General features: G+C 38.6%; 14 protein-coding genes. 4 read left to right on the plus strand and 10 right to left on the minus strand.

Annotated elements, in window-relative coordinates:
• Positions 1 to 144: 144 nt before the first annotated feature.
• The 4 genes from DB41_RS05665 to DB41_RS12270 all read right to left on the minus strand — a co-directional run bounded on the left by DB41_RS05665 (position 145) and on the right by DB41_RS12270 (position 3,698).
• The gene (locus DB41_RS05665; RefSeq protein ID WP_039385317.1) at positions 145 to 2,229 is read right to left on the minus strand and encodes an F-box-like domain-containing protein; all 2,085 of its coding nucleotides are present in this window, start codon (positions 2,227 to 2,229) and stop codon (positions 145 to 147) included.
• A 371-nt stretch (positions 2,230 to 2,600) separates the two neighbouring features.
• Positions 2,601 to 2,888 carry a hypothetical protein gene (locus tag DB41_RS05670; RefSeq protein WP_039385318.1) on the minus strand — a complete coding sequence of 96 codons (288 nt, stop codon included), beginning with the start codon at positions 2,886 to 2,888 and terminating at the stop codon, positions 2,601 to 2,603.
• 302 nt (positions 2,889 to 3,190) lie between these two features.
• Complete coding sequence (locus DB41_RS05675) at positions 3,191 to 3,493, minus strand: addiction module antidote protein (protein ID WP_039385321.1); 303 nt, start codon at positions 3,491 to 3,493, stop codon at positions 3,191 to 3,193.
• Positions 3,480 to 3,698, minus strand: a complete 219-nt coding sequence (locus tag DB41_RS12270) for a type II toxin-antitoxin system RelE/ParE family toxin (RefSeq protein WP_306459958.1) — start codon at positions 3,696 to 3,698, stop codon at positions 3,480 to 3,482. Before DB41_RS12270 ends, DB41_RS05675 begins: the two co-directional genes overlap by 14 nt.
• 609 nt (positions 3,699 to 4,307) lie before the next feature.
• On the opposite strand from DB41_RS12270, the gene DB41_RS05685 reads away from it, so the two are divergent.
• The 3 genes from DB41_RS05685 (at position 4,308) to DB41_RS05690 (ending at position 6,825) form a co-directional block, all read left to right on the plus strand.
• Entirely contained in the window at positions 4,308 to 5,234 is a 927-nt protein-coding gene (locus DB41_RS05685) for a RimK family alpha-L-glutamate ligase (RefSeq protein WP_039385323.1), read from the plus strand.
• Positions 5,235 to 5,342: 108 nt separating this feature from the next.
• The gene (locus DB41_RS12275; RefSeq protein ID WP_238578443.1) at positions 5,343 to 5,501 is read left to right on the plus strand and encodes a hypothetical protein; all 159 of its coding nucleotides are present in this window, start codon (positions 5,343 to 5,345) and stop codon (positions 5,499 to 5,501) included.
• Between the two features lie 436 nt (positions 5,502 to 5,937).
• The gene (locus DB41_RS05690) at positions 5,938 to 6,825 is read left to right on the plus strand and encodes an IS630 family transposase (RefSeq protein ID WP_080502427.1); all 888 of its coding nucleotides are present in this window, start codon (positions 5,938 to 5,940) and stop codon (positions 6,823 to 6,825) included.
• A gap of 230 nt (positions 6,826 to 7,055) precedes the next feature.
• Here the strand turns inward: DB41_RS05690 and DB41_RS05695 are convergent, their stop codons facing one another.
• The 6 genes from DB41_RS05695 to DB41_RS05720 form a co-directional block, all read right to left on the minus strand.
• The gene (locus DB41_RS05695) at positions 7,056 to 8,318 is read right to left on the minus strand and encodes a dicarboxylate/amino acid:cation symporter (protein WP_052243944.1); all 1,263 of its coding nucleotides are present in this window, start codon (positions 8,316 to 8,318) and stop codon (positions 7,056 to 7,058) included.
• 353 nt (positions 8,319 to 8,671) lie between these two features.
• The gene (locus DB41_RS05700; protein WP_039385325.1) at positions 8,672 to 9,349 is read right to left on the minus strand and encodes a YggS family pyridoxal phosphate-dependent enzyme; all 678 of its coding nucleotides are present in this window, start codon (positions 9,347 to 9,349) and stop codon (positions 8,672 to 8,674) included.
• 2 nt (positions 9,350 to 9,351) lie between these two features.
• Positions 9,352 to 9,915, minus strand: a complete 564-nt coding sequence (locus tag DB41_RS05705) for a hypothetical protein (RefSeq protein ID WP_039385328.1) — start codon at positions 9,913 to 9,915, stop codon at positions 9,352 to 9,354.
• A gap of 160 nt (positions 9,916 to 10,075) precedes the next feature.
• Entirely contained in the window at positions 10,076 to 11,095 is a 1,020-nt protein-coding gene (floA, locus tag DB41_RS05710) for a flotillin-like protein FloA (protein ID WP_039385329.1), read from the minus strand.
• Between the two features lie 3 nt (positions 11,096 to 11,098).
• Positions 11,099 to 11,560: an NfeD family protein gene (locus tag DB41_RS05715; protein WP_039385331.1), complete on the minus strand. Its 462-nt coding sequence runs from the start codon at positions 11,558 to 11,560 to the stop codon at positions 11,099 to 11,101.
• A 167-nt stretch (positions 11,561 to 11,727) separates the two neighbouring features.
• Positions 11,728 to 12,369: an inorganic pyrophosphatase gene (locus DB41_RS05720; RefSeq protein ID WP_039385332.1), complete on the minus strand. Its 642-nt coding sequence runs from the start codon at positions 12,367 to 12,369 to the stop codon at positions 11,728 to 11,730.
• A 259-nt stretch (positions 12,370 to 12,628) separates the two neighbouring features.
• On the opposite strand from DB41_RS05720, the gene DB41_RS05725 reads away from it, so the two are divergent.
• Positions 12,629 to 13,567 (plus strand): hypothetical protein (locus DB41_RS05725; RefSeq protein ID WP_039385334.1); only part of this gene is annotated, 939 nt, incomplete at its 3' end.

Here is a 13,567-nt window from a genome sequence, read left to right on the forward strand (position 1 = left end):
TGTAAGATTTAACTACTTTAAGTATTAAATAAGCCTTTTACCACGTAAACCCCCGAAGAGAGCCAAATTATGGTAGCACTAGATGGGAAATTAGCTTAAATATTGCTCTTTAAAATAAATGCTTAAAAATATAGAAACCTTAACCTACTCCCCTTTTTCCCTTTTTTTCTGGGGAGAAGGTCGAAGATGCTCCCCTGCCTCTGAAACGGTGCTACTATCTTCTTGGCTTTTAGCACTTCTGGCTTTCCTTTTTTTAGATTCTTTTGCTACCAATTTTTCAGTTGGATTGTTTGCTCTCTCTTCATTTTCTAGATTTCTTGGAGATTCCGTGGGTTGAAAACTACCGCTTTTAGCGGGGAAATAATCGAAAACTTTCATTCCAATCAATAATTGTCCCCCATTAGGAGAAAAGGATGCCGGCTCGTATCCCCCGTATCCGAAGTGTTTTCCCAAAGGGCGCAAGTATTCACCTGTTTGAGCATCCCACAATTGAACTTCACGTGGGTCAGAAATAACTAACCATTGACTGTTTGGAGAAAAAAATGCTTGTTTGAAATTTCCAGGCTCTTCCAAATTTTTTAGGCATTTCCCTGTTTGTGCATCCCAAAGGTGGATGGAGTCGATGAGGTAAATAACTACCTTTTCACTATTTGAAGAAAAAGATATTTTTGCAAGCCACTCTTTTTTTTCCAGTTTTTCTAAAGTCTGTAGACATTCTCCTGTGTTGGCATCCCAAAGGCGAATGAGATCCATCGTATCGGCAATTATCCGCTGGTTGTCGGGAGAAAAGAGGATTATCTCTGTGCATGCCGCTAGCTCTTCATCTAAAGTTTTTAGCTTTTTTCCAGCTTTAACATCCCAAAGACAAAGAGACTGCTCATTCTCAATAATTAGGCGCTGACTATCTGAAGAAAAAGATATGATGGAGGCATCCCCGCATTCATCCAAAGTGCAGACCCATTCTCTAGTTTTAATATCCCAAAGGCGAATGAATTCATAGTCGTCGATAACTATTTGCTGGCTATCTGGTGAAAAAGTTACTGAGTTTACCTCACTGATTTCATCCCAAATATGCAAGCACGCCCCCGTGTTAGCATTCCAAAGGCTAATGGATTCATTACCATTGATAACTAGCAACGCGCTATCTGGAGAAAAAGATATTCTTGTGAACAGGCTTTCTTTATCCGGTTTTTCCAAAGTGTGTAGGCATTCCCCAGTTTTAGCATCCCAAAGGCTAATGGACTTAGAGCTATCGATAACCAGCCACTTGCCATCCGGAGAAAAAGGTGTTTGTGCACTCCAATCTTTTGTTTCCCGTCTTTCTAAAGCCTGCAGGCATTCTCCCGTTTTAGCATCCCAAAGGCAAATGGAGCTACCCCTGGTAACTAGCCGTTCCTTATTTGGAGAAAAGAATACTTCTGTGCCCAATGGATCTTCTTCTAAGACTTTTAGACATTCTCCTGTGTTGGCATTCCAAAGACTAGTGGACTTAGATCTATTGATAATTAGCCACTGGCTACCTGAAGAAAGAAATAGATTTCTGCTCCAAGTAATTCCTTCCCAAACCTGTAGACATTTTCCCGTATTAGCATCCCAAAGGCTAACAATGTCACGAGCAATGTCCCAAGGAAAGGTAGGTAGGTCATTATTAAAAATAATTACATGCTTACCATTAGAAGAAAACGCTGCCTGCGCGTTCTCATTATGTCCTTTTTCCACTGCCAGAGGAAGTAAATCAATAATTTGCGCACGATTAGTTTTTATATTGTATTGAGCCGCAAGTAAATCTTTGGGAGAGATTTTCATCGTGTCGGGTATAGCAGATAAAGCAGGGTAAGTTTTCCCAAGTAAACATTTCCAAAGTGAAGTGTCTGCCCCTAATTCATACCAGTTCTTGCATACCTGCTGGCTAAAGCCGAGTTCTTTAACAGGCAAAAAGGAAAAAATTTTTAACAACATTTCAGAAGGAAGTGTACCTAGAGGAGATTCTTTTTCTGGCGAGGAAGCCCTGCTAGCTTTTTGGAAATAAAGCTTTTTCCATAAGTTACTTGCTTGAATCAGCTGCTTCCATTCTTGGCAAACTCCCTCTGCTTGACATAGATCAGAGGCTCCCAATTTTGAGAAAATCTTGGCTGCAATCTCCGCATAAATATTTGTTTCTTCTTTAAACCAAGAAAGAGTCTTAAATACAGGAAATAAAACAGAGGGATTTGGACGCAAAGGATTCATTTGTTTAGCCTCTCTTTATCTAAATTTTCATTTCGCTACCTTTTTATAGGCAAGGACTTTTAAATTTCTTTTTCTCTATATTCATCAACGATCATATTAGGGAGGGTTTGCAATAAATGCTATTAAAATAACATCTCAACATTCAAGCATGATGAATGGTATTTGAAAAATAAAATGGATAAACTTTAAATCGATCTAAGGCTACAGTCTTATTTGAGAATTTTATCTTGTGTCTATCAAGAAACTTTACCCCAAGCTACAAAAAAGGGCTATTGAGTATAAGAGGATAAGCGCTAGCTCTCGTCATTTTTAATCCTACTTCCCAAGAAAAAAACAAAGCCTTTTGCCAAGGGCCAGTTTTTCACGTTCCCCTAGCTTAGCAGAATTTCCATTGCGCCGCCGTGCCTCTCACTCCTAGGGCTAAAGAAAAGGCAGCCGGCCTCTACAGCGAGGCCAGCGTAGAAATAGCAGCCCACACCTACCAGTAAGCCACTGACTACACGCCGGTCAAAACGACCAGGACTCGGATAGGCATTACTCTTTTCTTGGCAGAGTGTGTAGGTCAAAGGATTATTAGATAATAGATGCTTCTTAAAGCGAATGGGGTGTATAAAAATAGAAATGGCAGCCTCTAATGCATGAGGAACTTCATACTCCATTCACGTTTTCAAGACGTATCTAGCAATAATGGCTTGTTGGTTCATATAACTCTTATTCTAGTTCCCCTCGATAATATCCTTTGCCATTAGCACTCAATGAGATTAGGGTTTAGATTGATGGCCCTAGGCATTGATACATTAACGCGAGCTATCGGATAAGAAAACAATCTAAGGCTGCTTCAAATCATGCCTTAAACTATTTTCTTATCCGATAGCTCGCGTTAATTACTCTCTTAAGGTTTACCCATGAGAAATTTTATTTTTAATAAAGCTTGAAAAACGTCGATGTCAATTTCCATAGTCTAGCTTAATCTCAAGTTCAATCCCATTGCTACACATAATGAAACAAGCGTGTGCCATTTAGGATTACCGGCTCCTGAAAGGGTTTTGTAGAGGCTTTCACGGCCTACATGAGCTTTTTTAGCCAATGCGCCAACGCCGCCTTGAGCTTCTGCGACGTTACGTAGAGCCATTAAGAAAAGATGTTGGGATTCCTCATCGCCTTTAAGGCTTTCTTCTAGCGCAGCATTTAGGTATGCAACAGCTTCATCGTGATCCTTTAAGTGCTTGAGCAAAAATTCTTGATATTTTTTACTTCTTGCCATGGTCTAACTCTCTTGATTGATAATCTTTCAAATACTCTTTTGCTTTAGCTATATCCCTTTCTTGGGAGCTTTTATCACCGCCACAAAGAAGCAAAATGACTTTATTCCCAATCTTTCCGTAATAAATTCTAATCTCGGGTCCGTAATGAATCTTAAAGCTCGCAAACCCCTTCTTGTAAGGTTTTGCAATCGCCAAAGTTTCCAAAGCCTTAAGCGATCAAGCCGTGTCAGGATTTTGGCCCGTGTATGGATTTCTTTGATATCCTTGATCCAGATTTCAAAGGGTTGCTTACCATTTGCTGTTTCGTATCATTCGATTTCTATTCCTTCCATATATCCTTATTGTATCTTATGGGATACATTTTTCAAGGATTTTTTAAGCAGCTAATTCGGATTAGTACCTTTTTACGCAAGTTTTTGATCAAGTTCTTCTTACCCCACCTTTCCAGTACTTTTTGGCGATCTGCCTGCATAAAATCCATTTTTGCCTATCCTCACTCACTATTTTCTATTGTCTCTTTAAAATAAAACATTGAACAACCAATAAATTAATAAATAAAAATATTAAAGCAAAAACGCTGCTTTGAAAGAGGCAGCTCTATACACTCGGTCGTAAGGGTTAGGATAGATAACTTAAGCTCTCTCCCAGAGCCTTTGTTTGGACATCAATGATTAATTTATTTTACTTAAGGATAGCCAGCCTTGATTTAAGACTCGCTATACAAAAAAATTTTTAAATAGAAAAACAAACTATCATTGCTTACAATCTTTTTAGCTTCCTACGTTAGATAAAAATTTATAAATTGAGGAATGGATGATTTTAACGACTCTCTTGGCTAGCCTTGCTTTGCTCACAAGTAGCAATTGCTCCGAAACAAAAGAAGATGATAATTTACTAATAAGAGCCTTGCAAAAACAGCAAATAGATGCTCGCTCAGTGATTTGGGATGATCCTCAAAACAATTGGAAAGACTATCAAGCGGTGTTAGTTTTTTCTACTTGGGACTATCATACCGATAAGTTTAACTTTTTCTTGCAAACCTTAAGTGATATTGAAAAACAAGGAATCCCACTTTTTAACCCCCTTAGCACCATCCGTTGGAATGCTTCAAAAGTTTATTTAAAAAAGCTAGCAGAGAAAGGAGTTAAGGTCATTGATAGTATTTATTTATCTTCTAAAGATTTAAAAAACTTACCCAACCTTTTAGAAAAATATGGATGGGAAGAATGCGTGATAAAACCTAGTATCTCTGCTAGTGGAGATCACACTTTTAGGTTTAACTCTTCTACTGTTCAAAAAATGCAGGATCACTTCAAAGATTATCCTTATGACTTAATAGTTCAACCTTTTATGAAAGAAATCATGACAGAAGGCGAATGGTCCTTTATCTTCTTCGAAAAAGAGTTTATCCATTGCGTGTTAAAAAAGCCGGCAGATGGGCAATTTTTAGTGCAAAGCGCACATGGAGGCTCCGTTCAACCGATCACCCCACCTAATTGGATGATCAACGAAGTTAAAAAAATCCTCCTTGCTACTGAACAACCTTATTTACATGCTAGAGTAGACGTGATCAAGAAAGGTTCTGCGTTAGCTGTGGTGGAAGTAGAAATGATTGAGCCCTCACTTTTCCTTAGCTATTTTCCTGGCTCTGCCGACAAGTTGGCTCAAAAAATTAAAGAGAGACTCTCAGCTAGCTTAACGCCCCTTGAACCTCGGGCCAAAGGGAGGGCTTCTTTGTAACTCCTGTATTAAGAAACAAGTGGAGTGACTATATTCAATTTAAAGTAGAGAGTGCCGCCACCCACTTGTTTGCAAGTATAAGAACTCCTGAGGTGAATCATCCAGCAGATGCACAACTCCATGGTTTCCACAGGATTTTACCTTCAAAGGCAAGACAAAGAGGGTAACCCTAAAGTTGATCTCATGGGAGAAATTAAAACTCATCCTTTGGGGATGAGGTTTTCGCGCTCCATCTACTCGCAGGCCTTTATTATTAACCTAATTTGAGAGTTTACTTATATAATTTTCAGAGCTCTTATCTTTTATGCTTCTCTTCCTAAAAATGGCTTAAAGTCAGCCATTTCCTGGTTAGAAAGCCATAAACTTAGAAGAGAACAAACTTCCCCGACTCTCCCATAAACATACCACAACTTTAGGTGCTTAAGGCTGGGAAAGGCTTCAGCTATTTTGATAACTTACCTACTCCCTGTACCAAGCAAAAAAAATTTTTAAAAAACCTTTCTCTTTGCTCTTGCTGGCTTTTACTCTTTATATTTTAGGAGCTTTTTAGCGTTATTAACAACTCCCGCGCAAAGAATGAAGAATGCTTATGCTTAAAAAACTTTGCCAACCATAAAGTTTAAGAATACAAACTGTCTTTTACTAAATTTTAATAAGGAGGATAATTGAATGAGAAAAGGTATGGAAGAAGGAGGAGGAAACCATGTTTGTAGCTGCTTATCATACAATCAAGGAACTAAACGCCCTGGCAAAGAGGCAACCATCTGCTAGATACAGCCACCCATTAAGAGCCATAGCCATGGCGATGGAAGGAGAAAGCGCTTATCAGATAGGAAAAGCTCTGGGATATAGTACAAGTACTATTCAGAAATGGATACGACGATATAATCATTACCACTTGGAAAGATTACAAGACAATCGGCCTATAACTACCGAAAGAAAAAGAGCTGTAATGCCCCAGCGAAAAAAAGCATTTTCAGGACGGGCAGAAAGAAGACCTAGCCCTGAAGAGTCAAGCAGTCTTTCTCCCCTGCATGACCTTCCATTCACCGTCAAAGAAGAGCTTGATAAAAGCTTGGCTTTGCCTGAAGGGTCGAAAATTTTAGGTTACCCTCATTATACCACCTTAACATCCCGCATTCCGGGCTATCAAGCCAATAAAAAGGAATATACAGGTTTTAAAAAAGTCCCAGAAGCCATTGAGGCCTTAAGTAATCAATTTCCTAAGCACAAGATCGAAATTTGGTTTGAAGATGAAGCCAAGCTAGGCCCCCCTCCCGCCTATCGCCAGGGAGCAGCGAAAAAAGGAAAGCGGCCAAAAGTGCCTAAGTCAATAGCCTATCCTACCCTCTATATAGCAACAGCTATTTGCCCAGCTTTAGAAAAAGCAGAAGGACTTATTTTTCCTTTCTTAAATAGCAAAGCCATTGAGCATCTTCTCGAACAGGTTAATCAATCCCTACCAGTTTCTTCTCATGCCTTACTGATTTTGGACCGAGCCCCCTATCACGTTTGTAAAAAGCTTAGAATTCCTCCTAAGGTTCACCTTTTCTTCTTATCCCCTCCTTGCCCTAAAGCTCCCTCCTCTTAAAAAACTAGCGCCTTATAGGCGTAGTCTTTTTCGTTCTAATCGCGCCTATCAGGCTTACAAAGAACTAAAAAAAGAGGAGGGCTTTTTAGAAGAATGTTTGCCTAGTAAGGAGAAAAAATAAAAAAACTGATGCGCTATCGCTTAGATCCAACTATCTAAGGATTGAGATAAAAGCGTTAAATAAAGCTCTAGGGGCTGCCAGGTCTTCTAAAGTTACGTGTAACTTTGATTTAAACACTTAGAGAAGATTCATTAACGATAGAAGAAGAAGCAGTATGAGGAGAAACTTCACTGTCAACGATGGTGGCTACACATGAGTCCGACCAAACATTCAGGGCTGTTTCCACCATATCAATAAGGGTGTAAAAAGGTAAAATCACTCCTAATATGTTAAGAGGAACATTCAAAGTGGCTAAAAAAGCGCTCGAAAGAAAATAGCAGCCCATGGGGACCCCTGCATTTCCTACGGCAGCGATAGTAGCAAGAAAAACCCATAGGATCATTTCTAAAGGTGTATAGGTCATGCCATTGCTCATCGATACAAAAAGAACAGTAGTAAGGATGAAAGCGGCACAACCGTTCATGTTGATAGTCGTGCATAGGGGAAAAGCAAAGCTCGCTACACGACGAGAAACTCCCACTCTTTCTTCGGCACATTTCATAGCCATCGGTAAGGCGGCATTGGAAGATTTGGTGAAGAAGGCAATAGATAAAGCTGGCAACATGCCTTTCACTGTCCTTAAAGGAGAGATTTTTTTAAATTTTAAAAGAAGAGGTAATACAATAATTCCCTGCACCAGGTTAGCTAAAATGACTACGGCTAAATAGAGAGCTAAACTTTCGATTTCTAGCCCTTCATGTAAATCACGCATGAAAAGGGTAATGAAAGCCCAGATGGCCAAGGGCATGAGCTTGATAATCCATGTTGTCATCTTCATCATTGCAGCATAGAGGCTTGAGAAAAAAGCATGTAGGATATGGCGATTTTCCGTAGGAAGAGCAATAATGGAAAGACTGAATAGAAGAGCAATAAACAGCACGCCTATTACATTGTTATCATTAAAAGGCCTGATGACATTGGAAGGAATAATTTGCTGGAGATACTGCACATAACTTCCCTGTTTTTCCATCGTGGCTACCGATTCAAAATTTATTTCCTGAAGATGGGTGCGCACAGGATCGATAACTACAAATAAAATCAAAGCGGTAGAAGCCGCAATAACTGTTGTTAACAAAGTGTATTTTAGAACTTTTTGGCCTAAAACTTTTAGCTCACGCGCACTTTCCATCCCTGACGAAGTTGAGACAATGGAAAGAAAAATGATAGGTAAACTGACCAATTTAAGGAGATTAATAAATACAGCTGAAAAGCTTTCGGCCACGGTATTTACCATTTCATTATTCATGTACCCAGTGATAAGGCCACAGCAAACAGCTACAAAAAGTAAAAAAGTGTTGTTCAGGCGGATAGATTTATTTAGCAGAGCATTCATAAAAACCCTATCTATAGGCGTAAAAAAAGTAGATAGAAGAATAAATTATTGGGACATATATAGCACACTATTTTTAAACAAAAAGGTTAACTTTTCTTTCTATCTAATCAAGTGGAGGACAAAATGTGGCGCTAGATAGACCTACAAAAGTTGCTCATCGCGAGCAATTGCTCAAGCTAAAATTTATTTAAGCCCATATTTCCCACTTTTTTGTAAGCATCTGAATATGATAGGATTATAAAAATCAAGTTTAAGAATTAACTTTTATAAAGGCTTAGCAATCAATAATTTAAGTTTCAGGTGAGGAATATGGGTTTAAGGTTAATAAAAAAATGAAAAAAGGAGAGAAAGATTCAAGGCCAAATCTTTGAGCCTATACGTAGTAAGGTTGCTCCCTCGCGAATGGCTAGTTTATAATCTTGGGACATTCCCATAGATAGATGAGGTAATTGATTAGAAGGTTTATAATCTTTTAACAAAGCTTCTTTTAACCGACGTAGCCTTTCAAAACTTTTAGCTATAATTTTCTCATTATCGGTCAAAGGAGCCATTGTCATTAATCCTTGCACATCAAGGTGGGGCAAAGAAAGAAAATCATTAAAATTTTGATAGCACTCCTCGCAAGTCATCCCTTGCTTAGATTGTTCTTGAGAGGTGTTTACTTGAAGTAAAATAGCTGTAATTAAATTTAATTGCTTAGACACCTCTGCTATTTTGTTAGCTAGGTCCAAAGAATCTACCGAATGAATTAAAACAAAAGGGCCCACTGCTTTACGTACTTTGTTTTTTTGTAAGGGCCCAATAAAGTGCCAATAGCAGTCAGGAGGAGCCTGTTTTATCTTAGGTAAAGCTTCTTGAATTCTATTCTCTCCAAAATTTCGGCACCCTTCTTGATAAAGGGGAAAAATAAATTCCCAAGGTTGCTTTTTAGAGACCGCAATTAGTTTAATGTCTTCAATCTTTCTATTACAGGCGTGGGCTGTTTCCGCAATTTCTTGTTGTAAGGCTCGGTAATTATCACGAATGGACATAGTTAAAATCTAAAACCTTTAGGAGGATTTAAAACTTCATGGATGACAATGAGATCTTTCTTAGTAGGAAGATGATGAATTAAATTTTTAATGCGGGAAGAGCGCTTATAAATCAAAGGAGGAGCAGATTTATTTTCACGAAAGCCCTGGCTTAAAAGATGGTCACCATAATCCCCTTCATATTTATTTTTGCTATTCATATTAAATTGGCGTTCTTCAATCTGATTGCGCACCTGAAAGCCATCTAAATTTGATTTAAATTTATTTTCCTCTTTAGAAGTTTTCTTTTTGTAAGCAGGTTGATGATAGATTGTCTTCTTTTTATGCTCAGGTGGTAGGCTCGCTGGCTTTAAATTTTTTGGGGAGGGAGGAGTAAAATTTTTGCTTTTTTCCATATCGGCATTTAAGGAATGAAGAAAATCTTGCAATCTTTTAGCTTGTAGGGGGTCATCATCTTGGATGCTGGCAAGTTTTTTAGACCTTTTATTAGGCTGAACAAGCTTAATGAGCATATAGAGCATGGCTGCTACACTCACTAAGAAACCTATCGTATCGATAATATGCATCTTATTTTTCCCTATTCAAAGCTGTTAATGAGATGGCTGAGAACAAAACTTTCTTAAAATTTTTATTCTTCCCTCTATAAGCTTACTTTTACTCATGAAAGCTGCTTGAAGGCCTTATTTTTTTATTAGCTTAGCAATTAAGGCCTATCAAGCTTATAGCTTATTTTTTTCTATCGTCACTTTCTTCGGCAATAGATTTACGCATTTTAGTATCAGCAAGAATATTTTCATAACGGGTGAAATCCATAATGCCTATGTGCCCTGAGCGAAAAGATTCGGCAATCGCCATAGGAATAGAAGACTGAGCCTCAATTAGCTTAGCTTCCATGTCTTTAACTTTAGCCATATTTTCCTGTTCCATCGCAGCAGCCATTGCTCGCCTTTTTTCTGCTTCAGCTTGGAAGATACGTTTATCGGATTCTGCTTTATCGGCACGCAGCTTGGCACCAATATTTTCACCTAAGTTCATCTCAACAATATCAATAGAAAGAATAACAAAAGCTGTAGAAGAATCAAGTCCTTTTTCTAAAACCACTTGGGAAATTTTATGAGGCGATTCAAGGACATGTAGATGGGTTTCAGAACTACCAATAGCAGTTACAATTCCTTCACCCACACGAGCAATAATCGTCTCTTCAGTAGCGCCGCCTACTAATTGCGCAATGTTTGTTCTTACGGTTACACGAGCGCGGACATTAATTTGAATGCCATCTTTAGCTACCCCTGTGATGTAGCCTCCATGGCTAGGACAGTCAATTACTTTGGGATTTACAGAGGTCTGCACCGCATCGCGAAGGTCTCTTCCTGCCAAATCGATCGCTGTTGCGCGGCGCCAATCGAGCTGAATATTGGCTTTATCTGCAGCTATAAGAGCCGTAGCTACTTCAGAAACATGGCCTCCAGCTAGATAGTGTGTTTCCAAGTCTGAGACAGTCACTTGCTTTAACCCTGCTTTGAATAGATTAATGCGCGCATTGACGATGACTCGTAGAGGGATTTTACGCAAACTCATACCGATGAGATTAAATAAAGGGATCGGAGTACCCGAGACAAAAGCTTGGAACCAAAAGCTAAGAAATTTTCCCAGAATGCTTAAAATAATAAGAGAAGCCAATGCAAGAAGAATCAGCAAAAAATATAATTCTGAGCTTAAATGCAAGGCCAATAGTTGATGAGTCATGTTTTATTCCTTTCTAACAATTAAATTAGATTCATTGCCGCCAATCACAAGAACTTTAGTACCTTTAGATAGATACCCCTCCTGAGAAATAGCAGGTTGCTGTTTGCCTTCTACGATAATAAATCCCCCAGGTTTTAAATCTGTCAGCACGATGGCTGACTTACCGATTGTAGAAGCATCATAATCGACAGCACGGTAACCATCTTGAGTATCTGCAGAGTAAATGCTATGCTGAGGCTTTTCGGTACGAATGCGCCAGAGAGCAAATTTAATTAAAAAAGCAAGAGCCACGCCACTCCCCATCACATATAAGATAACCAATAGGAAAGATTCTGTTTGCCTAGCAAACATGCTAAAGCTGGCTAATATGCAAATACCCCCGACAATCCCCATTAGGGCACCTGGCAGATAAAACTCTATAAATATTAATATAAAACCTAGCACTAAAAAAATTAAAGGACTCATTAATTTAGCTCCTTATTTGAAGAGTCAATCGCATGGTTCGCAATAGGAGTGCTCTTCGCTTTTACAATAGCCATTCTTTCCACCTTTTTTCAATAAAATTGCTCCTAATTCCCCTCTCATATGATGCATTCTCTAGGCCTACTATTCTAGGAGGATAAAAAACTATTTTACCAAAAATTTTCCGGCTTTGAAGCAGATCCATATTTATCTTCATAGTCTTGAAGAGCTAGTCCAATCACCTGATGAGCTTCTTTAACATCATAGAGGTGGGTGATTTGGACGGTGCCATTAGTTTTTTCGGGGAAATCTTTATAGGTTAAAAAATAATGACGAAGCCTTTCAATCAAGCTTTGCGGACATTCATCAATGTTTTGAAGGCTGCCATAAACTAAATCGTCTGCCATCACAGCAATAATTTTATCATCCGCCTCATTTCCATCAATTAATCGAAATCCACCGATAGGAATGGCTTTTAAAATAATGTCTCCTCGAGGAATGACTTTCTCGGTGAATACGCAGATATCTAAAGGATCTCCATCGCCTTGGATATTTTTAAGACCCGTTTTTTGCATACAATAACTCGCTAAGTGATGGCCGCAATAGGTCTTAGGCAGCAATCCATACAAGCTTGGACATACGCTTGAATACTTTTGAGGCCTATCAACTTTTAGGATCCCCGTTTCTTTATCAAGCTCATATTTTATCGTATCCGTAGGCACGATTTCAATGTAACAATTAACAATTTGAGGCATTAGGGGCCCTAAAGAAAGGCCATGCCAGGGATGAGAACGATAGATCATGTTTGCCATGCCAATTCCCCCTTTTTTACTTTATTTTACTCTATACCATGATAGATATTTAACCTGCTCCTTAAAAATTGCTAGAGCAAAGACTAAGGAGATTTTCTTGTGGCTGCTTTATAGTTTTAGAGCCGATTACTCATACATTTAGCTAAATAAAAGACCCTGATGATTTGCTTCTTCAAAAAAACAAAAATTTCTTTTATATTGTTTGGAAACTAGTCATTGCACTATAAGACTTCTTTTAAATTATTTGAGGGATAAACATATGGATAATCAACGTAATTGGTGGCAATTATCAAGTATTCAAATAGGTGGCGTTATCTGCTTGCCTGTAATCGTTATTGGACAAACACTTTATCAAACTTATGGCTTTGCCTCTTCTATTGCAGCTATCCTCTTGGGAAACGCCATTTTGCTTCTTTTAGGTCTGGCTACGACGAAAATGAGCTGCGAAAAAAGAAAGACTACCCCTTTAAATGCTACCGAATATTTTGGGGAAACAGGTGTGACTTTTTTTGCCTTAACGATGTGTGTATCGCTAGTCGGATGGTTTGCTATCCAGCTCAATATGATGAGCCTAAGTGTATTTGACTTATTATCTCTGGATAAAAACCAGGCTTTACCTGGTGTGCTATCCAATCTTATGCTCGGCAGTTTAATTACCGTGGCTGCCCTTTATGGGATTAAGTCTATTAATTTTCTATCTAATCTTAGTCTCCCTCTTTTAATCATTACCTTAGGCTATGCTTTCTTCACTGTTGAGGACGCCCCTCCATCGGCTCCTTCTGTACCTCTTTCTTTTGCAGGCATTTCGATGGTTATCGCTTTAGCTATTGCCTTTGTGATCGATTTACCTACCTATTATCGACATGCTAAAACAAGTAAAGACGGGTTTATCAGCATTTCTATCATTTTCGTGCTCGCTCTTCCTATTTTAGAAATTGTAGGCGTCTACTTAGCTGCCGGAAGCTCAGGAGGAACAATTTTAGATGTTTTAAAACGCTCCAATGGAAATTTTTGGAATCTATGGGTGGCTTTATTTCTTATCCTAGCAGGATGGACCACCAATAACATTAATCTATACTCAGGTGCCGTCTGCTTAGAGCCGCTTTTAAAAATCAAATCAGAAAAATTAAGAACTCTACTTTTTGGAGGTGTGGGTACCTTCCTGTCTTGTTTCAATTTTCTCAATCATCTTATCATC

It is taken from the genome of Neochlamydia sp. TUME1 (assembly GCF_000813645.1).
Classification (GTDB): Bacteria; Chlamydiota; Chlamydiia; order Chlamydiales; family Parachlamydiaceae; genus Neochlamydia.